General features: G+C 57.4%; 20 protein-coding genes and 1 pseudogene. 12 read left to right on the plus strand and 9 right to left on the minus strand.

Annotated elements, in window-relative coordinates:
- The first annotated feature begins 276 nt into the window (after positions 1-276).
- Together xsc and ACTG4M_RS11635 are read left to right on the plus strand one after the other, a co-directional pair.
- The gene (gene xsc, locus ACTG4M_RS11630) at positions 277-2055 is read left to right on the plus strand and encodes a sulfoacetaldehyde acetyltransferase (protein WP_439123828.1); all 1779 of its coding nucleotides are present in this window, start codon (positions 277-279) and stop codon (positions 2053-2055) included.
- Position 2056: 1 nt separating this feature from the next.
- On the plus strand, positions 2057-3217 hold the full coding sequence (locus ACTG4M_RS11635) for an acetate/propionate family kinase (RefSeq protein WP_439123829.1): 1161 nt from the start codon (positions 2057-2059) through the stop codon (positions 3215-3217).
- Between the two features lie 10 nt (positions 3218-3227).
- On the opposite strand, the gene ACTG4M_RS11640 is transcribed toward ACTG4M_RS11635, so the two are convergent.
- Positions 3228-4091: a phosphate acyltransferase gene (locus ACTG4M_RS11640; protein WP_439123830.1), complete on the minus strand. Its 864-nt coding sequence runs from the start codon at positions 4089-4091 to the stop codon at positions 3228-3230.
- A gap of 178 nt (positions 4092-4269) precedes the next feature.
- Here ACTG4M_RS11640 and ACTG4M_RS11645 point away from each other — a divergent pair, with 178 nt between their 5' ends.
- Genes ACTG4M_RS11645 through ACTG4M_RS11665 form a run of 5 tightly spaced genes read left to right on the plus strand, consistent with a single transcriptional unit; the run spans position 4270 to position 9864 of the window.
- Complete coding sequence (locus tag ACTG4M_RS11645; RefSeq protein WP_439123831.1) at positions 4270-7098, plus strand: molybdopterin oxidoreductase family protein; 2829 nt, start codon at positions 4270-4272, stop codon at positions 7096-7098.
- Complete coding sequence (locus tag ACTG4M_RS11650) at positions 7095-7259, plus strand: hypothetical protein (protein ID WP_439123832.1); 165 nt, start codon at positions 7095-7097, stop codon at positions 7257-7259. The genes ACTG4M_RS11645 and ACTG4M_RS11650 overlap by 4 nt, the downstream gene beginning before the upstream one ends.
- Positions 7256-8005 carry a 4Fe-4S dicluster domain-containing protein gene (locus ACTG4M_RS11655; RefSeq protein WP_439123833.1) on the plus strand — a complete coding sequence of 250 codons (750 nt, stop codon included), beginning with the start codon at positions 7256-7258 and terminating at the stop codon, positions 8003-8005. The genes ACTG4M_RS11650 and ACTG4M_RS11655 overlap by 4 nt, the downstream gene beginning before the upstream one ends.
- Entirely contained in the window at positions 8005-8877 is an 873-nt protein-coding gene (locus tag ACTG4M_RS11660) for a dimethyl sulfoxide reductase anchor subunit family protein (protein ID WP_439123834.1), read from the plus strand. The genes ACTG4M_RS11655 and ACTG4M_RS11660 overlap by 1 nt, the downstream gene beginning before the upstream one ends.
- A 12-nt stretch (positions 8878-8889) precedes the next feature.
- Positions 8890-9864 (plus strand): ester cyclase, encoded by a 975-nt coding sequence (locus ACTG4M_RS11665; protein WP_439123855.1) that lies wholly within the window; start codon positions 8890-8892, stop codon positions 9862-9864.
- A gap of 3 nt (positions 9865-9867) precedes the next feature.
- Here the strand turns inward: ACTG4M_RS11665 and ACTG4M_RS11670 are convergent, their stop codons facing one another.
- The 8 genes from ACTG4M_RS11670 to ACTG4M_RS11705 form a co-directional block, all read right to left on the minus strand.
- Positions 9868-10866 (minus strand): LacI family DNA-binding transcriptional regulator, encoded by a 999-nt coding sequence (locus tag ACTG4M_RS11670; protein ID WP_439123835.1) that lies wholly within the window; start codon positions 10864-10866, stop codon positions 9868-9870.
- Positions 10863-11387 (minus strand): ester cyclase, encoded by a 525-nt coding sequence (locus ACTG4M_RS11675; protein WP_439123836.1) that lies wholly within the window; start codon positions 11385-11387, stop codon positions 10863-10865. Before ACTG4M_RS11675 ends, ACTG4M_RS11670 begins: the two co-directional genes overlap by 4 nt.
- 61 nt (positions 11388-11448) lie before the next feature.
- On the minus strand, positions 11449-12093 hold the full coding sequence (locus ACTG4M_RS11680; protein WP_439123837.1) for a DUF1523 family protein: 645 nt from the start codon (positions 12091-12093) through the stop codon (positions 11449-11451).
- Between the two features lie 12 nt (positions 12094-12105).
- On the minus strand, positions 12106-12372 hold the full coding sequence (locus tag ACTG4M_RS11685; RefSeq protein WP_439123838.1) for a hypothetical protein: 267 nt from the start codon (positions 12370-12372) through the stop codon (positions 12106-12108).
- A 3-nt stretch (positions 12373-12375) separates the two neighbouring features.
- Positions 12376-13710 carry a DUF6638 family protein gene (locus ACTG4M_RS11690; protein WP_439123839.1) on the minus strand — a complete coding sequence of 445 codons (1335 nt, stop codon included), beginning with the start codon at positions 13708-13710 and terminating at the stop codon, positions 12376-12378.
- Positions 13711-14542: 832 nt separating this feature from the next.
- Positions 14543-16477 (minus strand): ATP-binding protein, encoded by a 1935-nt coding sequence (locus tag ACTG4M_RS11695; protein ID WP_439123840.1) that lies wholly within the window; start codon positions 16475-16477, stop codon positions 14543-14545.
- A 76-nt stretch (positions 16478-16553) separates the two neighbouring features.
- On the minus strand, positions 16554-17669 hold the full coding sequence (locus ACTG4M_RS11700) for a hypothetical protein (RefSeq protein WP_439123841.1): 1116 nt from the start codon (positions 17667-17669) through the stop codon (positions 16554-16556).
- Positions 17666-18742, minus strand: a complete 1077-nt coding sequence (locus ACTG4M_RS11705; RefSeq protein ID WP_439123842.1) for a hypothetical protein — start codon at positions 18740-18742, stop codon at positions 17666-17668. The genes ACTG4M_RS11700 and ACTG4M_RS11705 overlap by 4 nt, the downstream gene beginning before the upstream one ends.
- A gap of 180 nt (positions 18743-18922) precedes the next feature.
- On the opposite strand from ACTG4M_RS11705, the gene ACTG4M_RS11710 reads away from it, so the two are divergent.
- From ACTG4M_RS11710 to ACTG4M_RS11730, 5 genes and pseudogenes are all read left to right on the plus strand, one after another.
- Positions 18923-19486: a hypothetical protein gene (locus tag ACTG4M_RS11710; protein ID WP_439123843.1), complete on the plus strand. Its 564-nt coding sequence runs from the start codon at positions 18923-18925 to the stop codon at positions 19484-19486.
- Positions 19487-19610: 124 nt separating this feature from the next.
- Positions 19611-20732: a serine/threonine protein kinase gene (locus tag ACTG4M_RS11715; RefSeq protein WP_439123844.1), complete on the plus strand. Its 1122-nt coding sequence runs from the start codon at positions 19611-19613 to the stop codon at positions 20730-20732.
- 385 nt (positions 20733-21117) lie between these two features.
- Positions 21118-21420, plus strand: a pseudogene (locus tag ACTG4M_RS11720) (transposase); the annotation flags it as partial.
- 19 nt (positions 21421-21439) lie between these two features.
- Entirely contained in the window at positions 21440-21907 is a 468-nt protein-coding gene (locus ACTG4M_RS11725; protein ID WP_439123845.1) for a TniB family NTP-binding protein, read from the plus strand.
- The gene (locus ACTG4M_RS11730; protein ID WP_439123846.1) at positions 21904-22839 is read left to right on the plus strand and encodes a TniQ family protein; all 936 of its coding nucleotides are present in this window, start codon (positions 21904-21906) and stop codon (positions 22837-22839) included. Before ACTG4M_RS11725 ends, ACTG4M_RS11730 begins: the two co-directional genes overlap by 4 nt.
- The last annotated feature ends 185 nt before the right edge of the window (positions 22840-23024 follow it).

Raw genomic sequence — 23024 nt, forward strand, 5'->3', positions numbered from 1 at the left:
TTCCGTGTTGGTCAGATGGACAAGCATGGCCACATGCCATGCCGACGCCTGAAATTTGGTATCATACTGCATTTAGAATTCGGCATAAATGGAGCCTGATTGCAGCATTTAGGTGTCGCCTCGTCTTTCAGCACGTCATGGATCGGAACACTCACAATTGTGTAATTGGCTATAAACTGACCTGCAAAGTGGCCCTATTGGCTGCGGCGACTCGCGGCTACTGTCCGCACAATCGCGCTGGCCTGAACGCCTGCGCCCTTTTCCGGGAGAGCCACAATGAAAATGACCACCGAAGAAGCCTTTGTCAAAGTCCTCCAGATGCACGGGATCGAACATGCGTTCGGGATCATCGGGTCTGCATTCATGCCGATTTCGGACATTTTCCCGAAAGCTGGCATTACGTTTTGGGACTGTGCGCATGAAGGGTCCGGCGGCATGATGGCCGATGGCTACACGCGCGCGTCTGGCAAGATGAGCATGATGATTGCCCAGAACGGCCCCGGGATAACCAACTTTGTTACCGCCGTTAAGACCGCCTATTGGAACCACACCCCGTTGTTGTTGGTCACGCCGCAGGCCGCCAACAAGACCATCGGGCAGGGCGGGTTTCAGGAAGTCGAGCAGATGAAACTGTTCGAAGACATGGTCGCTTATCAAGAAGAAGTGCGCGATGCGTCGCGTGTAGCCGAAGTTCTGAACCGCGTGATCCTGAACGCTAAGCGCGCATCGGCTCCGGCGCAAATTAACATGCCACGCGATTTTTGGACCCAGGTCATCGACATCGACCTACCCGAAGTGGTCGAATTCGAACGTCCCTCGGGCGGTGACAGCGCGATCCAGCAGGCGGCTGACCTGATGTCGAGCGCCAAGAACCCGGTGATCCTGAACGGTGCTGGTGTTGTACTGGCTGGTGCGATCCCCGCGTCGATGGAGCTGGCCGAGCGGTTAACTGCTCCGGTCTGTGTTGGCTACCAGCACAACGATGCCTTTCCAGGGTCACACCCACTGTTTGCTGGGCCTCTGGGCTACAACGGTTCCAAGGCAGGGATGGAGTTGATCTCGCAGGCGGACGTTGTGCTGTGTCTGGGCACCCGCCTCAACCCGTTCTCTACGCTGCCCGGTTATGGAATCGACTATTGGCCCAAAGACGCCAAGATCATTCAGGTGGATATCAACCCGGATCGAATTGGCCTGACCAAAAAGGTCAGCGTCGGCATTGTTGGGGACGCCAAGCAGGTGGCCGAAGGCATTCTTGCACGGCTGTCTGATAGCGCAGGCGACGAGGGCCGCGAAGACCGAAAAGCCACCATCGCGAAAACCAAATCCACTTGGGCGCAGCAACTGTCCAGCATGGATCACGAAGACGATGATCCGGGCACAACTTGGAACGAACGCGCCCGTGCGGCCAAGCCTGACTGGATGAGCCCTCGTATGGCATGGCGCGCGATCCAGAGCGCACTGCCGAAAGAAGCAATCATCAGTTCGGATATTGGTAATAACTGCGCCATCGGCAACGCATATCCGTCGTTTGAGGAGGGCCGCAAATATCTCGCACCTGGCTTGTTTGGGCCGTGCGGCTATGGCCTGCCTTCGGTTGTCGGAGCCAAGATCGGATGTCCGGATGTGCCGGTTGTGGGTTTCTCGGGCGACGGCGCGTTTGGTATTGCCGTGACCGAACTGACTGCAATTGGCCGCCCCGAATGGCCTGCAATCACCCAGATCGTGTTCCGGAATTACCAGTGGGGCGCTGAAAAGCGAAATTCTACTCTGTGGTATGACGATAACTTTGTCGGTACGGAATTGGATGAAGGCGTCAGCTATGCGGCTATTGCCAAGGCATGTGGCATGCAGGGTATTGTTGCCAAGACGATGGATGAACTGCGCGATGCGTTGAACACCGCGATCAAAGACCAGATGGAGCATGGCAAAACCACGTTGATCGAAGCCATGATCAATCAAGAGCTTGGCGAACCCTTCCGCCGTGACGCGATGAAGACACCTGTCGCTGTGGCAGGGATTGACCCCGCAGATATGCGCCCCCAAAAGGTCGCCTGATATGACCGACCCCGCAGGAAATGGACCAATTCTGGTCCTGAATGCGGGGTCATCCTCCATCAAGTTCGCGTTGTTTGACGACTCTCTGGCGCTGTCGCTGTCCGGTATGGCCGATGCAATCGGCGGGGCGTCGTCTTTGCGCGTTGGCGACCACACCACAGATGTATTTTTTGCCGACCATAACGCGGCCATCGAGGCTATTCTGGCTGCGTTGGGTGAGCGCGGGACTACGCCTGGTAGTTTACGTGCAGTGGGGCATCGCGTTGTTCATGGCGGTCGGCATTTGACGAAACCGATGCGCGTGACAGAGGCCGTGCGCGCCGAGATAGCCAAGTGCACGCCGCTTGCCCCGCTGCACAACCCGCACAACCTTGCCCCGATCGACATCCTCGTCCGGATCGCGCCTGACCTGCCGCAATTCGTCAGCTTTGACACATCATTTCACGCCACGAACCCCGAAGTCGCAACCCGCTATGCCATCCCCAAGATGGTGGAGACCAAGGGGATCCGTCGCTATGGGTTTCACGGTCTGAGCTATGCGTCTCTGGTTCGCAGGTTGCCCGAGGTTTCAGGTGCCGACCTGCCATCACGGCTTTTGGCGTTTCATCTGGGCAATGGCGCTTCGCTTTGTGCGATCCGTGATGGCCAATCGATTGCTACGACGATGGGCTATTCGCCGCTTGATGGTCTCACCATGGGCACCCGTTCTGGTGGGATTGATGCCAACGCGGTGCTGCGTCTGGTCGAAGACAATGGGTTGGAGCGGTCAAAGGCCATTCTTAACCACGAAAGTGGGCTATTGGGTTTGTCTGGCGGGAAATCTGACATGCGCAAGCTGCTTCTGGATCCGTCGGCCGAAAGCGCCTTTGCGGTCGATCATTTCTGCTACTGGACCCTGCGTCATGCAGGGTCGCTGATTGCTGCACTTGAAGGGATCGACGCCATCGCTTTTACAGGGGGTATTGGCGAAAATGCTATTTCCGTGCGTGAACGGCTTTTGCTCGGGTTGGGATGGGCAGGTGTGCGGACTAACCCGGAGTTTAACCAACGCAGCGGCCCGCGCCTACACTCTGATGACTCAATCGTTTCGGTCTGGGTCATTCCGGCCGAAGAAGAACGCATGATCGCACTGGATGCGCTGACTTTGCTGGGGGCCGAATGACACCATTGGATCAGGCTCCTTGCGCAAGAGCGATTGTGACCAATGTAGCGGCGACGATGTCGTCCACCGTGGCGCCTCGGCTCAGGTCGCAAACCGGTTTCGCAAACCCTTGTAGAAAAGGTCCGATGGCTTGTGCGCCAGCCAGTTCCTGGCACAGCTTGTACGCGATATTGCCCGCGTCCAGCGATGGAAAGACAAGCACGTTTGCGTCACCGCTGCCCAAGCCTTTCTTTGCTGCGGTAGCTTGGTTCAATGCAGCATCCGCCTGCACTGGTCCGGTAAAACCGGTGGCGCAAGCGACCGTGCGTACGGTATCAACACTGTCACCAGATCCGCTGGTTCCTGTTGAAAATGACAAAAGCGCAACCCGTGCATCGCCTAGCAGCGCTTTTGCAGTATCTGCTGACGTGCGGGCAATGGCCTCTAGCGCGGTCGCATCCGGGGCGACGTTTACAGCGCAGTCGGCAAAGATGAATTTCCGACCATCCGGGAACACCATCAGAAAATATGATGACGGGATCGTTACTCCTTTGGCCAGACCAATTGCCATGCTTGCGGCTTCAATGACCCGTCTCGTTGGGCTGTTAGCGCCCGCCACAATCGCATCCGCTTCGCCCGCAGCGACCATTGCGGCAGCACGGAATAGTGGTTTTTGCAATAGCCGCCGAGCCATTGTTTCTTTCATGCCTCGTGTCTTCACAAGAGCCGCAACCTGCGCACTGCTGATTTCTTCGCTCACCGGCAATGGTGTGCAAAATCCATCTAATTTCAGTCGGCGCGCCGCCTCGGCCAAGCGTGGATCGTCCAATTCGGGAAAAACAATCCGCGCGTTAGACGTTGCCGCGATTGTACGGACGGTTTTCAAAACACTCATAAGGGCCTCCGGACCACTGCCGCAAAGGAGCCTGCAATGACGCTCTGCGTCAAGTTCCAAGGCCGATAATGCAGATATGTAAGCGCTTGCACAAACCGCCTTTACCATCGGTGCAGAAACGTAAACACTGTCGCCAATTCTGACCGGGGCGACGCCCGGCAGATCAGGGAGAATAGATATGGGTCACGTCCAGCCAGAGCTGAACCTGTCACCGAAAGTTTCGGACGAGGTGCGCAAAACAACCTGTTACATGTGCGCCTGCCGCTGCGGGATCAATGTACACATGAAGGATGGCAAGGTCGCCTATATCGAAGGCAACCGCGACCATCCTGTGAACAAGGGTGTTCTCTGCGCCAAGGGCAGCGCTGGGATTATGCAACATAACGCGCCATCACGTCTGCGAGCGCCGCTCAAGCGTGTCGGTCCGCGCGGGTCGGGTGAGTTCGAAGAGATCAGCTGGGACGAAGCACTGGACATCGCGGCGGGGTGGTTGAAACCGCTTCGCGAGGAAGCACCGGAAAAGCTCGCATTCTTCACAGGCCGCGACCAGTCGCAGTCTTTCACCAGTTTCTGGGCGCAGAATTTTGGCACTCCGAACTATGCTGCTCACGGTGGTTTTTGCTCGGTAAACATGGCCGCGGCAGGCATCTATACGATGGGTGGTGCGTTCTGGGAATTCGGGCAGCCTGATTGGGACCACACCAAGCTGTTCATGCTGTTCGGCGTGGCCGAGGATCACGATAGCAATCCGATCAAGATGGGCCTTGGCAAGATCAAGGCGCGGGGCGCCAAGGTCATTGGCGTGAACCCGATCCGCACTGGCTACAACGCGATTGCTGACGACTGGGTCGGGATCACACCGGGTACAGACGGCCTGTTCATCCTCGCGCTTGTACACGAGCTGCTAAAAGCTGGAAAAATCGACCTCGACTACCTTGCCCGCTACACTAACGCGCCGGTGTTGGTGAATGGCGATCCGAAATCCGCTGAACATGGTCTTTTCCTAAAGGATGACGCCGGTAAGCCCTTGGTGATGGACCGTGTCACAGGCAAGCTGACGCCGTTTGATGAGCCGGGTGTGAAGCCTGATCTGTCAGCCAGCTATCGTCATGCGGGCATCACGCACCGGCCTGTGATGCATCTGTTGGCCGAACGTTATCTTGATCCTCAGTATTCACCTGAGAAAGTGGCGGAAACCTGTGGTGTATCCGCGTCCAAGATCAAACGCATCGCCGCTGAAATTGCTCGCGTCGCTTTTGAGGAAGCGATTGAAATCGATCAGCCATGGATGGACTTTCGTGGCGAAAAGCACAACAAGATGATTGGCCGCCCGGTTAGCTTCCACGCCATGCGCGGGATCAGCGCACACTCCAATGGCTTCCAGACCTGTCGAGCGCTGCATGTGCTGCAAATCCTGCTTGGCTCTGTCGAAACCCCCGGTGGCTTCCGGTTCAAACCGCCCTATCCCAAGCCGGCGACAGCGCACCCGAAACCGCATTGCAAGGTGACACCGGGCAAACCGTTGGACGGTCCACACCTCGGGTTTGTACATGGTCCCGATGACCTGTGTCTCAAAGACGACGGCACACCTGCAAGGATCGACAAGGCCTTCACCTGGGAAAACCCGATGAGCGCGCATGGTCTCATGCATATGGTCATCTCGAACGCCTATGCGGGTGATCCCTACAAGATCGACACTCTGTTCATGTACATGGCGAACATGTCGTGGAATTCGTCAATGAACACCGGCGGCGTGATGAAGATGCTGACGGATACGGACGAAAACGGCGATTATGTGATACCGCGTATCATCTACTCGGATGCCTATAGCTCGGAAATGGTCGCTTATGCCGACCTGATCCTTCCAGACACCACATATCTTGAGCGCCACGACTGTATCTCACTCCTCGACCGTCCCATCTGTGAGGCGGATGCGGCAGCAGATGCGATCCGCTGGCCGGTGGTCGAGCCTGACCGCGATGTGCGGGGCTTTCAGTCGGTGTTGTGTGAGCTTGGCGCAAAGCTAAGTCTGCCCGGATTCGTGAATGAAGACGGCAGCCAGAAATACGAAGATTACGCAGACTACATAACCAATCACCAGCGCCGCCCCGGTGTCGGGCCGTTGGCTGGATGGCGGATGGGCGACGAAGGCCTGACCGGTGGGCGCGGCGACGTGAACGAGGCGCAGATCGAAAGTTATATCGCCAATGGCGGTTTCTGGAGCAGTCACGTCCCGGACGAGGGGCTATATTACAAGCCGTGGAATAAGGCTTATCAGGATTGGGCCGTTGAAATCGGGCTCTACGACGCGCCAGCGCCCTATATCTTCCAGTTGTATGTTGAACCAATGCGCAAGTTTCAATTGGCCGCCGAAGGCCATGGGGACCGTCAACCACCTGACCATCTGCGTGAACGCATCAAGGCAACACTTGATCCGCTGCCGATCTGGTATGCACCGCTTGAGGACGGCCATGTCGACCCCGAGGAATTCACCATTCATGCTCTCACGCAGCGCCCTATGGCGATGTATCACTCCTGGGGCACTCAGAATGCGTGGTTGCGGCAAATTCACGGGCACAACCCGCTCTATCTGCCGACCAGGCTTTGGGAAAAGCACGGCTTCAAAACGGGCGATTGGGCCAGGGTGTCTTCGGCACATGGCGATATTACCGTGCCTGTTGCACATATGGCGGCGCTTAACGAAAACACGGTCTGGACATGGAATGCCATTGGCAAACGCAAAGGCGCATGGGCCCTGGACAAAGATGCACCAGAAGCGACCAAGGGTTTCTTGCTCAACCACCTGATCCACGAATTGCTACCGCCCAAAGGGGATGGCCTTCGATGGGCAAACTCTGACCCGGTCACGGGGCAGGCGGCCTGGTTCGACCTGCGGGTGAAGATTGAAAAGGTCGCCGCGCCCGAAGAATCGCATCCTGTTTTTGATGAACTCAAATCCCCCGTGGGCAAAGGACCAGACGAATTGCGCTGGGAGGTGGAGACATGAACGGTGCGATGAAAGCCACGTTGCTGGCAATTGCTGCGGTTATGATCGGTATGGCCATGTCGTTCATTTGGTTCGTTGCGACGTGGGACAAAGAGGCAGAACAGCCCATTGGTTTTCAGCTGACGCCTGCAAACACATTGACGGAGGACCGCCACGCATGACGCAGCTTCCTGAAAAGACGAACCGCAAGATGGGTCTTGTGATCGACCTTGATACCTGTGTCGGGTGTCATGCCTGCGTGGTGTCTTGCAAAGGCTGGAACACCGAGAACTACGGCGCGCCTCTTTCCGATCAAGACCCCTATGGTGCGGACCCGTCGGGCACCTTCCTGAACCGTGTGCATTCCTACGAGGTGCAGCCTGAAAGTGGCCCGGCGCAGCTCATTCATTTCCCGAAATCCTGCCTGCATTGCGAAGACGCGCCTTGCGTCACCGTTTGCCCGACAGGCGCGAGCTATAAACGTACAGAAGACGGGATCGTTTTGGTGAACGAGAAAGACTGCATCGGCTGTGGTCTTTGTGCGTGGGCCTGCCCCTACGGTGCGCGCGAACTCGATCAGGCTGAAGGGGTGATGAAAAAGTGCACCCTCTGCGTCGACCGTATTTACAACGAGAACCTGCCGGAAGAAGACCGTGTGCCAGCCTGCGTGCGCACTTGCCCATCAAACGCCCGCCATTTCGGCGATCTGGGTGATCCCGACAGCGAGGTCAGTCAAATGGTTGCTGAACGCGGCGGGATGGACCTTATGCCGGAACAAGGCACAAAACCCGTGAACAAGTATCTGCCACCCCGTCCGAAGGATCGGTTGAACGAAGAAATCGACATTCTTGCGCCATTGCTCGCGCCGGTCGCCCAAGAACCGAATGGGTTCCTTGGATGGCTCGACAAAGCGCTGGAGAAACTCTGATGCATCCAGCACCTTCAATTATCGCTTTCAGCACATTTTCTGGCCTCGGCCTTGGCCTATTGTTCTGGCTGGGTATTGACCAAACCCCACCAACCGGTTGGATCGCGTTTGCGTTCTTTGCCATAGCCTATGTCTTGGCTGTAGGCGGTCTGGTGTCATCTACCTTTCACTTGGGCCGTCCGGAACGCGCACTTAAGGCGTTTTCTCAGTGGCAAACAAGCTGGCTTAGTCGTGAAGCATGGGCTGCTGTTGTAGCGCTGGTGACCATGGGGGTCTACGCGTTCATGCTGGTTTTCTTCGACATTCACCTTTGGTTTTTAGGCCAGATTGGCGCGTTCTTCTGTCTGCTGACGGTCTACACAACCTCAATGATTTATGGCCAGCTCAAGACAGTACCGCGTTGGAACACTGGCCTCACCTCGGCATTGTTCCTGTCGCTATCGATCGCTGGTGGTGCGCTTTTGTCGGGCCGCGTGGTTATCGCACTGGTGCTTCTGTTGGTCGCCGGCGCTGTTCAGGGAATCTGGTGGAAAACCGGAGACGCACGCTTCAAGCAAAGTGGAACCGATCTGAAAACAGCAACCGGTCTTGGGTCCATCGGAGAGGTTCGTGCATTTGAATCTCCACATACTGGGACGAACTATCTCTTGAACGAGATGGTCTACACGGTAGGTCGGCGCCATGCGCAAAAATTGCGGATGATTGCCTTTCTGTTGATGCTAGTTATCCCGGTGCTGCTGTTGTTACTTCCTTATCCGCATATCTTTGGGATTTTGGCTCTCATTAGCCACATCGCAGGTGTTCTGGTGTCCCGCTGGCTTTTCTTCGCTGAGGCCGAACATGTTGTCGGTCTTTACTACGGAATGCGGTAAACGATGCCTTTCCTGCCGGGGTTCGATGATCGGTGGGTCGATGTGCCCGACTATATCCTTGGGATAACCAAGTCTATCTGGGAAGACCGGGGCATTCATACGCTGCACCGCTACTATGGGCCCGACCTTGTGGTGAGGTCACCCGCATCTGTGATCAAAGGTAATACCGGCATCATTGCCGCGACCGAGGCAACACTTGCCGAGTTCCCGGATCGTGAGTTGCTGGGCGAAGATGTGATCTGGTATCCAACTGATGACAAAAGCTTTTTGTCCTCGCACCGGCTATCCTGCACCGCGACACATGACGGTCCGGGCATGTATGGCGCACCAACGGGTCGTAAGATCGCTTATCGAATCCTTGCTGATTGCTGGTGCCGCGAGAACGGTGTTCACGATGAATGGCTCGTCCGCGATCAAGGCGCGATTGTTCGGCAGATGGGGCAGGATGTGATCCCTTGGACCCGCGACCTCATTGCGCGGGAAGGTGGGCCAGAGGCGTGTATCAAGCCGATGACACCGGCCAACGACATGCCCGGTCCATACACCGGCACCGGCAATAACAATGCGTGGGGCCAAGCGTTGGCTGATATCCTCAGTCAGATCGCTACGGCGGAATTTTCAGTCATTCCAGAAAGCTATGACCGTGCTGCCGAATTGGCGTATCCGGGGCATGTTTGCGGTGTCGGACATACAGATGCCGACCGGTTTTGGATGCAGCTTCACGCGGCCTTTCCAAACGCCCGGTTCTCTGTCGATCACCAGATCGGTATGGATGAGCCGCTCTGCGCTGCGCGCGCTGCTGTGCGCTGGTCATTGCATGGCACGCATTCTGGCTGGGGCATGTTCGGGACACCGACCGGCGTGGATGTCTATATCATGGGCATCACCCATGCCGAATTTGGTCGCAATGGATTACGCCGTGAATGGACGTTGATCGATGAAACTGCGATCTGGAAACAGATTCTGCTGGGGTCTGGAGACCTTTGATCCCTAAGCAGTGCTGCGTCGGATCAACGTGACTGGTAGCGGCGCGGGCGAAACGACGTCAGTGCCGCCGATTTCTGAAAGCAATGCCGCCACCGTGGTCGACACCATCGCCTTGGCATCCTGCTTGATTGTTGTCAGCCCGTAAGCTGGCCATGCGGCACTTGGCACGTCATCAAACCCAATCAAGGCAACATCGTCGGGCACGGATAGCCCAAGTTCTGACCGCAAAACATCCATCACGCCGAAGGCCATATAGTCGTTGGCAACAAACACTGCATCGGGTCGGTCCTGTGTATCGAACATCCGCCGCGCAGCCTCTTTTGCGCGGGGTAGGCGGTAATCCCCAACCTCTCTCGCGAACAGGCCCATACCAGCTGCGCGCAGGCCTTCCATCAACCCAGCTTCACGATCACGTTGTGTGCTGGCCCCTTCCCAACCGGCGATATGTCCGATCCGGGTCCGTCCAAGCGTGATTAGATGTTCGGCAGCCAGACGTCCACCCATGCGATTGTCCGATACGACGGCCAATTCACCTTCGGTTTCAAGCTTGCGATTGAAAAGCACCACGGGCACGCCTGACGCACGACAGCGATTGGCAAGATCGGAACTGAGCGCGACGGAAGCGAGCACCAAACCATCTACCTGATAATCAAGGATCTGGCCCACCACATCTTCGATGTCGTGCGCCGTGTGCGCCGCCATGAAAACCAAAACGTGATAGCCCTCGCGCTCAAACGCCTCTGACAAAAGTTCAAGAACAGTGGGGTAGAAATGGTTGTCGAGGTAAGCCACCACCAGTCCGATGATCTTGCTTTTCCCGGTCAACATCGCGCGGGCCAGCACGTTGGGTCGATACCCCAGTGCATTTGCAGCATCGCGCACCTTGGTTGCTGTGCGTTCGCTGACTGACGCACCGGGCGTGAATACGCGACTGACTGCGGATCGGCTGACTCCCGCACGCTTGGCCACGTCCAGAGAAGTGATTTTGCGGGTCGTCGTCATGGGGCCGGTGGGGTCTTGTCGCCCCGATCAAACGCTTCCCAGCCCTCGCCGTTGAACACATCGACTCCAAGCTGGGCCAAGACATGCGGGAAGTCGACCATCACGTAATTGTCCACGATCTTGCCATCGATCACTTTCCAGAAATCCATGTAGCGAATTGTGACGCGCTTGCCCGTCGGCTCCACACCCATGAAGGGACCGGAATGCACCGCCTCCTGCCGTCCGAACGCCGCCGCCCATTCCCCCATGTAAAGCCGCGCCTCATCAACACAGACCTTATCGGAAAACGCGGCCTGAAACGGCTTTTGCCAATTGTCCTGGAATTCACGCAGACCGTCTTTGGTCCCGCAGCCGGTATTGCCTATCCAGCGGAACCCTTCGGCAAAGAACTCCCCGATATCGGCGATCCGATGATCGTTCAGACCATCGACCATGCCTTCGATCACCCGGCGGGTGTCGTCGGTCTTGCTCAAATCCGTGTCACGGGTCAGGATTGCCTGTTCTGGTCGTGCGCCTGACATCATCCCTCACTGCATGCGTTTGCACCAGAGTGGACGCATCCCCGCTGTTTTGGCAAGGGAGTTACTTGGACTTCCAGCTGCCCAACCACCGGCGAAGCCCGCTGCGACGACGCGCGATGCCATCACCGACTGACTCGAACCCGTCCTCGACGTCCTCAAGCACTGGGTCGATCCGCGCGACACGGAAGCGGCGCCAACGCACCCAGACCGCCCAAAAGAACGCGGCCAGAAGGGTCAGAATGATGATGTTGATCCACGGGATGATCCGCACATCCGGTCCCTCGACCGCGCGCACGCTGATCGCATTGGGAAAGATCGTCAGGAATTCGTTGCGCCAGCCGTAATGCTTGATAACCACCCATTGCGGCGCGGCAGAGATGCTGCGCAAATCGGCGGCTTCGGCCTGAAGGTTCGAAGTGTCGAACTTGAAGTAGGGCGGCCAGCCCCACCCGGTATCCTCGTTGCGGTAGACCATCACATCGCCGCTTGATCGCACACCCGAGATAAAAAACACGTCCCGGTTCGGCAGACTGCCATCGCTGCCCACGTCGGCAGAGGCCCAAAACCAACGGTTTTCACCGGGGTCGATACGGCGCACCTCGGTGTCGGTGATCCGCGCCACATCGTGCTGCGGCAGCGTGTAATGCAGGAACGACGCAAACAGCACCCAAAAGGTCAGGATGATGGCCCATTTGATATAACCCACGGCGTCGTCCTCTTAGTAGAAGTTCGTGAAATAGATGATGGCAGTGATAATCGTCAGCGGCACGATATACACCCCCAGAATGAGCTTGCGCCGCAACGATCCGTCATAGTCACGCAACCCCGCCTGAACAAAGGTCTCGCGGTCGCCTTGCTGGATCTCGTCGTCCCACTCTTTCTCGAGCTTATCGCGGCGCACCGCACGCGAATACAGCGACAGGCAAATATAAACAACGCTCAGGGCCAGAAACCCGATCACCACCAAACGGCCAAGTGCAAACATACTCTACCTCCGAACCGCGCCCCACGGCCCGACGCGCGTGATGATATCGTCGCGGATCGGGGCCGGTTCTTCAAGCGGCGCGTCATGCCCGAACAACGCTTCCCGCGCCCCTGCTTTATCGGCAACATATTCGCGGGTCAGGAAATCGACCACATAGGCGCGTTTCGTGTCGGTCCAGCCGCGATAAGCGGCGTAGAACGCTTCCTTGTGGCAGATGTAAAGCTGCCGGATATCCTTGGGCGAAAGCTCTGACAGGAGCATGTTCACCAGCGTCGCATCCGGCGTATCACTGGCCCGCAGCGTGTAGAAATAGGCCGGATGGTCACTCGCGATCCGGGGCCATTTGGCATCCCCATCGGCCCATTGCACCAACTGGTTCAGCGCGTGCCACTCGGGCGGCAACCGATCCGAGTATCGCCGCGCCAGCCCACGAATGTCTCGCCGGGTCGCCCCGGTCAGGTCGATCTCCGCTTCCTGCGCGATATCCACAACGATGAAATCCATCTTCTGCCGCAGAATGGCCGAAGCATCGATCCCCCGCGCCTTCACAATCGGCTCCACCAACCCGTTCAGGTCCAGAAACTTCGCCACCTTGTTCCGGCCCTGCAGCGTGAATGTATACGCAATCGGCAACCCCGGCACCGCATCCCCGGCACAGATCGCCGCCGGATGCTCCACCTGCCGGAACACATACATCCCGCCGAAATGGCTGGTGTGAAAATTCTCCTGCTTGAACTCCATCTGTTTGAGCCGCACCGGATTGCGCACCACGTCACCCGTGCGTTTCGCGAGGGTGATCATGTCCGCGATCAGCACGTCATCGTGCCAGCCATCGGGTTCCGTCTTGAACCGATCCACCAGCGTGCCCAGCTTTTCCGCATCGCGCACCGTGCCGCTCGTCGTGTCCGCCTCGATCCTGATCGTGTGAATATCGAACAGCCGCTCCGGGTTCGACACGTCGAACACCGTGTTCACCAACTCCCCCGCCACAGCATCCTTGGCGGTCAGCGCGAACAACTGGCTCTCATTCGCCTCGATGAACTGCCGCAGAATATCCCGCGAGGTCGAGAATTTCGCATCAAGCAGCGGCGCCGTCTTCTGCTGCGTCGTCAGCAGAATGAACTGCCGGTTCACCCCGTTGTGGTTGAGGTAAAGGCGGTCACCCAACTCGTCCCCCACCTCGGGCGAGAAGCCGGAGATGTCGATGTGGAAATCGGTCAGGGCCGTGGTTTTGCCCGTCAGGTGCTTGAGCGCCCGGTTGTACCGCTCCACCAGCGCTGGCGAGGCGACATGGATCAGGTTGCCGAACATCAGACCGGATTGAATTAGGCGGTTCATGAGTCCACTCCGCTCCCGTGACGCGCGAACGCTTGCAGGTAGATGCCATATGCGAGGCCTGCGATCACAGGCAAACCTCCCGCAAAGACGCTCAAACTCTCAGAAGTGTTCATCAGTTGGTTAAGAAACCCTGCAGGCACAAGAACGAGAGAAGCAACCAGAAACACCGCCCAAGCGACAAAAGCAGAGACGCTCCACCAGAAAACGAAACGAATGAAGAGCAACGCGCCGTCAGGCACAGGCAGGCTGCGGGCAACGCTCCAGCATGCGAACAGCGTCCCCAAGGACGCCCATACGACAGACGCGATGATAACCCCAAAAGTCATATTTCACCGTTACCACAATGCACGAAGCGGTGCGCCCGGCCCGAGGGTGGGTGCGGAACGCGGCTGCCGTCAAACCGCAGGTTTGCCTCCGGCAAATCGGGGGCGCGTCGGGCGCGTCGCGGCTTCGCCGCGTTTTGCGCTACGGTCCCATGTTCCGCTTCAACCAAATAGATCATTTTTAACGCTTGCTCACCCTTTCCTCTCCAAGTTCGGCCTTTCGCGAACAGCAATCTGGATGACACGAATAGCAAGGAGAGGTGCCCAAAGTGTGGCAGTTCCCAGCCAATAAAAAATCATGTTGGACGAGAAACCTCGCCCCAAAACTGGGTCGCCCGAAATACGAAAATACGTCCAATTCGCAAGTCCGAGTATAATCCCAATCGCAAGTGCGCTGACAGCAAAGCGTTTCAACCCTTTCCATGCTGCGTCATTTGGCACCGGCAGGGCGGAAGGCAGAGCAAAGCAAAGGCCAAGTATCAGGATAAACGTGAAAATGGAAAAAAGCGTCACCCCTTCCCCTCCAAATACCTCTTCTTCGCCTCTTCCTGACGCCCAAAGTCCCGCACCATCGCCTCAATCGCCACCTCATCCGACTTGTCCGCATAGCGGAACTCGGAATCCGCGTAGCGGTTGATCTCCTGGATCACCATCTCCACTGTAATCGGCCGCCGCAACTCCTCGATCATCGCGGCCTTCCGATCATAGGGCTGGAACAGGAACAGGTCCGGCTGCTCCATCCACTCATCCGGCAACTCAAAGTCCATCGCGCGGACCTTCACCGCGTCGGTGATGTTCTTGATCGCGCGCCCCGTAAAGCGCGGGTCGGCCTCCTGAATGGCCTTGAGGTAGGTGCCCATCTTGGCAATCGTGTCGAGCGCGCCGATCTGCGACGACACCCGGTCGAACACCTCCATCAACCCCGGCTCCTTGGGCGTGTTGTGCGATTCAAACGACGCTGCCACTGCCTTCTGGATCTGTTGCGCGGCGTAGAGCTCGTGATCCCCCAGCGGAATGTCGTGTTTCTTGCCCATGAGCAGCGCAAGGATGTCGATGTAATCCTCCCGCGTCTGCGGCCCGTCCACAAGGAACCGCGCCCCCGCCCGCTGCCGCAGCGCATCGTCCACGTTCTCGGGGAAGTTCGAGAACATCCCGAAGGTGCAGTTCCCCCGCACCACGGTGTTGGCCCCGGCAAACGCCTCCATGAACACTGCCGTGACTTCCTGCTGCCCCGCGCTGGACTGCCGGTCGCCGCGCTTGCCCGCAATCTGGTCTATGTCGTCAATCGTCCCGAACCCGATCACCGACGGGTCGAGCACATTGTTGATAAACGCCTTCGCGTTCTGCCCCGACTTGCCCTGATAACTGTCGATATTGTCGATGCCGAAGTTCTGGTAGCGGAACGTGTAGCCCGCGTTCTGGCAGTAGTCGTTGATCATTCCCGCCATCATCTGGATCAGCGTCGTTTTACCTGTCCCCGGCGCGCCATCCCCCATAAAGGTGAAGATGAAGCCCCCAAGTTCCGCAAACGGGTTCAGCCGCCGTTCGAAATCATAGGCCATCAGCATCTTCGCCAGCCGCATCGCCTGGTACTTGGCGATGTGGTTGCCAACGACCTCATTCGGCTTCTTGAACTGCATGGTGAGCGTGGTGCCCTTGGTCTTCGACGCAGGCGTAAAGCCCCGGAGCGTCAGATCATCCCCCTCCACCCGCCAGTTGGCCGAGGTAAACGCGTCAGTCCGCGCCCCGTTCTGCGCACGCAGCGCGATCCGTTCCATCAACTGCTCGGCAAAGGCCAACACCGTCGCCACCATGCGCGGCTCGTCAGTGGCGTGCAGCGAAAGCTTCTGGTCCAACTCCCAAAGCGCGCCGTGAAGGGCAAGCTGCGCGTTGTCAGTCAGAACTTCCTGCACCTCGCCCACATCCACCGTCACTTCGCTGGCCTGCTGCGCCAATAGAAACGCCGTCGCGTTGGCAAACACATACCCAACCGCCAGCGCCTCACCCTCAAGCAAAGCCGAAAACTCGGCCTTCCGATCGGCACCCAGCGATCCCTGCAAATTCGCGCGTTTCATCTCGCCCAACGGCGTCGCGTCCGAAAACGCCTCGCCGACCGCGAGCGCAATCCCCAACGCCCGCCGCAGCCCGTGCATCACCGAGGCTTGCGCCGGAGAAACCAACGGATCATCCCCATCCGCTCCCGCAATCCGCTCCAACAGATGCACCCCGTCGGGCCGCGCGGTGGACCGTGTCACCAATCCCGGCGTCGTCGACCGGAACCGCCGCCGTGTGCCAATGCCTGAGGATCGCTCCACCGCTGCAGGCTCGGCTCCGGACGCCACCCGTGGCGTATGGTCAAATCCCTCCAGCATCGCATTGGCCGCTGGGTAATGCTTCAGGATCGCCTCTTCGCGCAGCTCCATCAGGTCAGATGTCACACTCATTTCGCCACGCTCCTAAACTTCATCTTGCCAAATAAACTCCCGCCGGAGGCTCCCGCAGCAAACGCAAGCGCGACGGTCAATAACTCAACACCCGCCCCGCATCGTTCACCACGAACTTGCGGACCTGGGCAAAGCCTGGTGGATTCAATTCCGCCAAAGCCTGAAATGGTCGCTCCGGCAGGATCACCATGCGCTCGGTCACCGTCGTTCCGGTCTCAGCTCCGCGCCCGGCGAACGGGTCTAAAGCGAACACCTCACGGTCAACGCGTGAAAACCAGCCTGATTTTTCTTGCCGCACGCGCTCGCTTTCCAGCTCTTCTAACGTCCAGGCCAGTGCCCAATCCTGCCCCTCGGGCGCGCGCGCCTGCTCCAGAACCTCGCGGATTGGGCCGGATTGTTGGGTAAAGGAATGCGAATACATCGGGCCGATGTGGAACCGACGCAGGCGTTTGGGGTGCAAATGATCAAAGGTCTCGTCAAAGCCCTGTGCGATGGTCAACAGCTTCAACCCACCCAATGATTGCGCCATCAGATGCGCTTGCACTTCGGGCCAACGCCGGTCGTCTTTCGGCAACGCGTCTCGCCCGCTGTCCTCGACCTCCATCAGGTAGATGGTAGGCAGGTTCACCTGACTGTCATAAACCGCCCAATGCAGCAGATAGCGTCGCCGTTCTTCGCCGGAAAGCCACAGGCATTGCGGATCATTCCGCGCCCAAAACAGCTTGCCGCGTGCGAGTTCGTCGTAATAAAGCCGTTGGCTCAACGTGAATTGCAGCCGTGTCGGGATCGCCTGATCACCGATGATTTCGGCCACCATCTGGTCTTTTAGCGCATCGACCGCAGGCATGGTTCGCAGATGTTGATCTGCCTGTGCGGCATCATTCGCCATGACCAATAATTCTGTCGCCGTTGGGAAGCCGCTGTCCTTCACATCCATGGTCAAGGATCCAAAGAACTGCCCGGTGTCACGCCCGACCAGAAGATACTTCATCGACAGCGCCCGGAACGTCAGGCTGAGCGCGGCTACATACCGCGCCAAGACCTCAACCTCATCTTTCGTCAGTCGCTTTTCAACATGCAGCATCGCCGCGACCCGACCCAGATGTTCAAGGATTCTGTCGAATTTCGCGAAATAGCGTCGGCTCGCCTGTGTGTCTGGCAGGCCACGATGGTCATCGGCGGCGTTGGTCATGCCCCATACAGGTTCTTGTCATGCTTATCGACAATCGTCTGGAACCGTCGCGCGAACCGCTCATCCGCCTTGGCTTTGGCCTCCAGCACCTCGCGGGCAAAGACCATGTGGTCCTCGTGTGATTCAAGCATATCCGCCATCCGCTGGTTGGTCGCCGCGCCGATACCCGCCATTGCCGATTGCGCTTCCTGGTCGGTTTGCACGCCAATTTCGTTGATCCGGTGCGCAATATCCTGTTGTTGCGCCGTCTTAAGGGATTTCGACAGCGCATCATACAGAACAACCCGCTGCTTCGTGTCCGTCTGAAGCTTGTTGATCAACACCATCTGCGTCGCCGCTTGGTTCTGAAGGCTGTCGATCCAGGTCTTGCCCTTCTCGATATACCGCTCCAGCGTCTGGCTTTTGGCGAGCTTGACCTGCTCGTCCTGAACCATCGCGTTGTAGGCCGCATTTAACTCTGCCAACTCGGTTTCCAGCTTGGTACGGGCAGCGGCATCCTGTTCAACGCTGATCTTGTTCTCAAGCTCGATGATCTTGGGATCCATGCCAAGGATTTCGGCGCGCACGCTTTCCAATTCGCCCACCGTGGCTTCGCGTTCGTCTAATGTCTCGGACAGGTTCACTTCGACCTTGTCTTTCTGTTCATTGAGCAGGTTCAACTGGCCTTGTAGCAGCGTGACGATCACGTCCGACTTGGCGATCAAGTCCTGCAGTTTATCATCAATCGAAGCGGTCTTCATCCGCTCTTGGCGCATCGACTCTGACTTGCCGCTGGAAAAGATCCCAACAAAGCTTTCCCAACCAGTCTTTGATCGCATCTCGTCGAAGTCTTTGGAAAATGCGGCGGTCACATCGTCCAGCCCCATGATCAGTTCTGCGATGTTGGCGTTCATTACGTCTGTATGCGCATGAACGTCGTCAAGCGTGGCATTCTCGATGTCGAAGGTCACATCATCGCCTGACTTCATCTTGGCGCGTGTGGTTTCGATCCGGCTGGTCAGCTCCGCGATCTTGGCCTGCGCTTCGGCCACCTGTGCTTGGCTCTCGCGCACCTGGGTGTCGAAATCTGCCATTCCAAATCCTCCAATCAATCTGCCCGGTCTGAAATTACGCGGGCCTGCCGTTGCCTATCTGAACGGCTCTGGCAAAACATTCGCAAAACCCCGGTTGAAAGGGAAGCAAAGATCGCGCTTAAAGTTGCTCAGGGTGGCGATCCGCGTTGGGATCGGCTCGATTGATATGGAGAATTTGAAATGAACAAGATTATCGCTGTGGCGCTTGCTGCCAGCCTTTTTGCCCCGGCCACTGTAAGTGCAGACGAGATTTCGGATACGCTTCAGGCGGCATTGGACGCCTACAATGACGGCGACGTGGCCTACGCAATAGAAGAGCTGGACTTCGCGCGGCAAAAGATGATGGCAATCCAGGCCGATGCCTTTCAACAATTCCTGCCAGAGGCGCCAGAAGGCTGGGAGCGCGTGATCGACAACGATATGCAGGCGGGCCTTGCGATGATGGGCGGGGGTATGGGGGCAAGCGCCAGCTACAACGCGCCTGACAATTCCCAGTATTATTCGATCACGATGATGGCCGACAACGCGATGGTCGCAACGATGGGCGGAATGGTCGCCAATGCGGCAGCGATGGGGATGAAGGTTGAACGGATCGGGCGGCAACGGATTGCCTTGAATGAAGGACAAGCAATGGCGCTCGTCAACAACCGCATTTTGATCACAATCGATGGCGGCGATGAAGCTTTGTTGATGGACGCGATGGAACGGATCGACTTTGAAGCGCTGTCAGATTTCGGTAACTGAACAAATTTGACCAAGCGGTAAAATTTGGAAAGGCGTCCGTCTTGCGACGCCTTTCGTCGCCTTTGGACTTGCCGTTTTGAACTGTCTCGCGCATCCCTAGCGCAAATCAAAACGAGGAATACGAATGAGCTGGTCGCCCGATACCACACAAGTGAAAAGCTGGAATGAATGGGACACGCTGCGCCATGTAATCGTGGGCAAGGCCGATGATTGTCACATCCCGCCAGAGGAACCGGCGCTTGATGCCAAGGTACCCGAGGACAGCGACATGCGCGGCCAGTGGGGGCGCCGTCCGCAGGAAACGATTGATCGCGCGAACGAACTGCTCGACAACTTCGCCGATATGCTCACCAAGCGGGGCGTACGGGTGGATCGCCCAACGCCGACTGATTTCTCCCTGCCTGCAACAACGCCAGATTTCCACACCGACAGCCAATTCGGCTGCATGCCACCACGTGATGTGTTGTTGACTGTTGGTCACGAGATTCTTGAAGCGACCATGTCGTACCGGTGCCGCTGGTTCGAATACCTCTGTTACCGGCCATTGATGCAGCAATACTTCGATGAAGATCAAAACTTCCGCCATGAAACAGCACCCAAACCGCGCCTGACGGATGCGGATTACCACGCAGACTACTTGTCCGAAAAAATCGGCATCGAAAAGCGCCTCAAGTGGACCGCAGAAAAGCATTTCGTCACGACAGAGGAAGAGCCTTTGTTCGACGCTGCGGATGTGTTGCGCTTCGGCAAAGACCTGATCGTGCAGCACGGCTTTACCACGAACCTCAAAGGCATCGAATGGCTGCGCCGCCACTTCCCCGACCATCGTGTGCGTGCAGTGAATTTCCCTGGCGATCCATATCCAATCCACATCGACGCGACCTTCACGCCGCTGCGTCCAGGGCTAATCCTGAATAATCCGAACCGCCGGTTGCCCGAAGAACAGCGCGCGTATTTCAACAAGAACGATTGGGAAATCGTCGATGCCGCCCAGCCCGCGCATAACACACCGCCTCCGCTGTGTTATTCCTCGACATGGCTATCGATGAATGTGCTCGTGCTTGACCCAAAGACGGTCTGTGTAGAGGCATCCGAGGTCTACCAGATGGAACAGATGGACAAACTGGGGATGGAAGTCATCCCGGTCGAATTGCGCGATGCTTATGCATTTGGTGGCGGGCTGCACTGCTGTACGGCGGATGTGTACCGTGATGGCGACTGTGAGGATTATTTCCCGGTTCAGTAGACTAAGAAAGACTGAGTAACTGTGTGTTACGATTTGCTTTACAATCCGTTCGGATTATCGCTTCCGTTTTTCGTCATTGGTGCGCTTATCGGTGGGGTCAGGGCAAAGCGGCGGAATGAGTCGGGATTGTCTGTTCTGTTTACCAGCTTACGAAATGGTTTCATCACTTGGACTTTCTTCGTCGTGGTGATTTTTGTCGGAGTAATGGTCATGTGGGGCATGAGCGTTTAGGCTCACGACCCATTGATTTGCGGGAGGTGACGTGATTCACGGCTCAAAAAATGAGCGGTGAACATGTCTAATCTTCATTGGTTGAGTGACGCGCAAATGGCGCGTTTGGAGCCCGTCTTTCCCAAGTCCCATGGCAAGTCTCGTGTTGATGATCGGCGCGCGAGCTATGCTGAGTAACCTGCCACGGGCCGACTGGCTCCTTGGGGGTCGAGGCTACGACGCAGATTGGTTCAGAGAAGCATTGAAAGACAAAGGGATACGCCCCTGCATCCCAGGCCGAAAGCAGCGCAAGAATACCATCAAATACGATAAGCGCCGGTACAAGCGCCGCAACCGTATCAAGATCATGTTCGGCAGGCTCAAGGAATGGCGGCGTGTCGCAACCAGATACGACAGATGCCCAACGGTCTTCCTGTCAGCCATCGCTCTCGCCGCACTCGTTATATACTGGCTATGAGGCCTGACCCAGGATGTTAATGATTGACGAGGTGCACAATCTGCTTGCTGGCAGCTATCGGGAGCAACGCCGTTTCCTGAACATGCTTCGGTTCCTCGCCAACGATCTCTGCGCTTCGCTCGTCGTCTTCGGTGTGAACGATGCCTTGGAGGCGGTTCGAGGAGACGACCAACTGGCCCGACGCCTGGATGAACATTACCTGCCGCTTTGGGAAGATGATGTGGAATTCTCTCGCCTGATCCAGACACTGATCGCGGCGATGGCGCTCGAGAAACGCTCAGGCCTGACGATGGCGCCGCTTCGGACGATCCTGAAAGTGACCGGCGGCGTCACCTCGCGCGCGTTCATCATGATCAAGTCCCTGGCTAACGATGCGATCGAGACCGGAGAAGAGCGGATCACGGACAAAGCGGTTCAGGCCTGGCAACCGGTTTGGACAAAGCACGCGTGGAACATCCCTCGCCAGTCCGCGGCTGCATTCGGATGACCGTCAAACCGCTACCGTTTCGACCTCCACCCATTCACGATGAGCTTCTGTCCAGCTGGGTCGGCCGATTGGCGAAGGCCAATCACTGCTCCACTGAAGAACTTTGCGGCTATCTGGGTTCGGGGCAGGGCAGGGTGCCGGAGCGTAGCAACGATCTCGGACAAGTAGACTGGATCCGCGTCTGCTCGGCAGTTCGACGGACTCAGGATGAAATTGCTGCCATGACTCTTCCGGATGTGACACATCACGGCGTGCAATATGTGTCGCGGCATGACTTCCAATATTGCCCGGGGTGTGTTGCGAAATCACCCGATCTGGTTCTTCGCCATTGGCGCTTGGCGTGGTCGATGATCTGCGAACCCTGCGGCCAGGCTCTGGCAACGGAGTATCCAGCCAAAGATGTATCAGGCAAGCTACGTGCTCGAGCTGTACCCGGCGCGGAAGCTCTGAAGACGGCTGCAGCCACGAACAATCCCAGACGGTTGCGCCGGGGGGATTTGACCTGGCATCTCATGGCAGTTCTGAAGATTGGGAACCTGAGAGCACTCACTTCGGGTAACGAGCGCGAAAGGTTGATGGCGCTTGCCGCGGTCGGTGTAAGCGTGATTCGTCCCATTTTGGGTGCCGCCATCATCCTACGTGGAAACGAACGGGTAGTTTTTGAGTTGCGCCGCGACTTCCCTCAGCATCGTCGGCTAATCGAGCGGATCCGTAGAGTGTCGCAGGACCTTGAGCGATGGCTTCCGGAACGACGGGAAACAGAGCGCCCGTCAAGGCAGGAAACACATGGAGTGAGCCGTCCAACTGCATCCAAAAGCGCTTTGCGAGAAGCACGTCAGGCCATCACTGAGCTCGGACCAGACGCAAATCGTCAAGCGCTTCTGGCGCGCGCAGATGAAATCTGGAGGCGCTCATCCGGTGCCAAGTCCTGAAACATGGAGCCTCTGGATATATTGAAACTAAGGGTACAAAAACGCCCCAAACCGCTCTGAATCCGCAGATTCTGATTAATTAGGGTACAGTGACAGCCGTCCTGAACCGCTACACTGCTCTTGGAACACCCGTCACGTAGCCCACAGGGTAAGTTCGTCCGGGAAAAGGGGAGGCCTGCCCATCA

The organism is Marivita sp. (assembly GCF_965656765.1).
Lineage (GTDB): Bacteria > Pseudomonadota > Alphaproteobacteria > Rhodobacterales > Rhodobacteraceae > Marivita.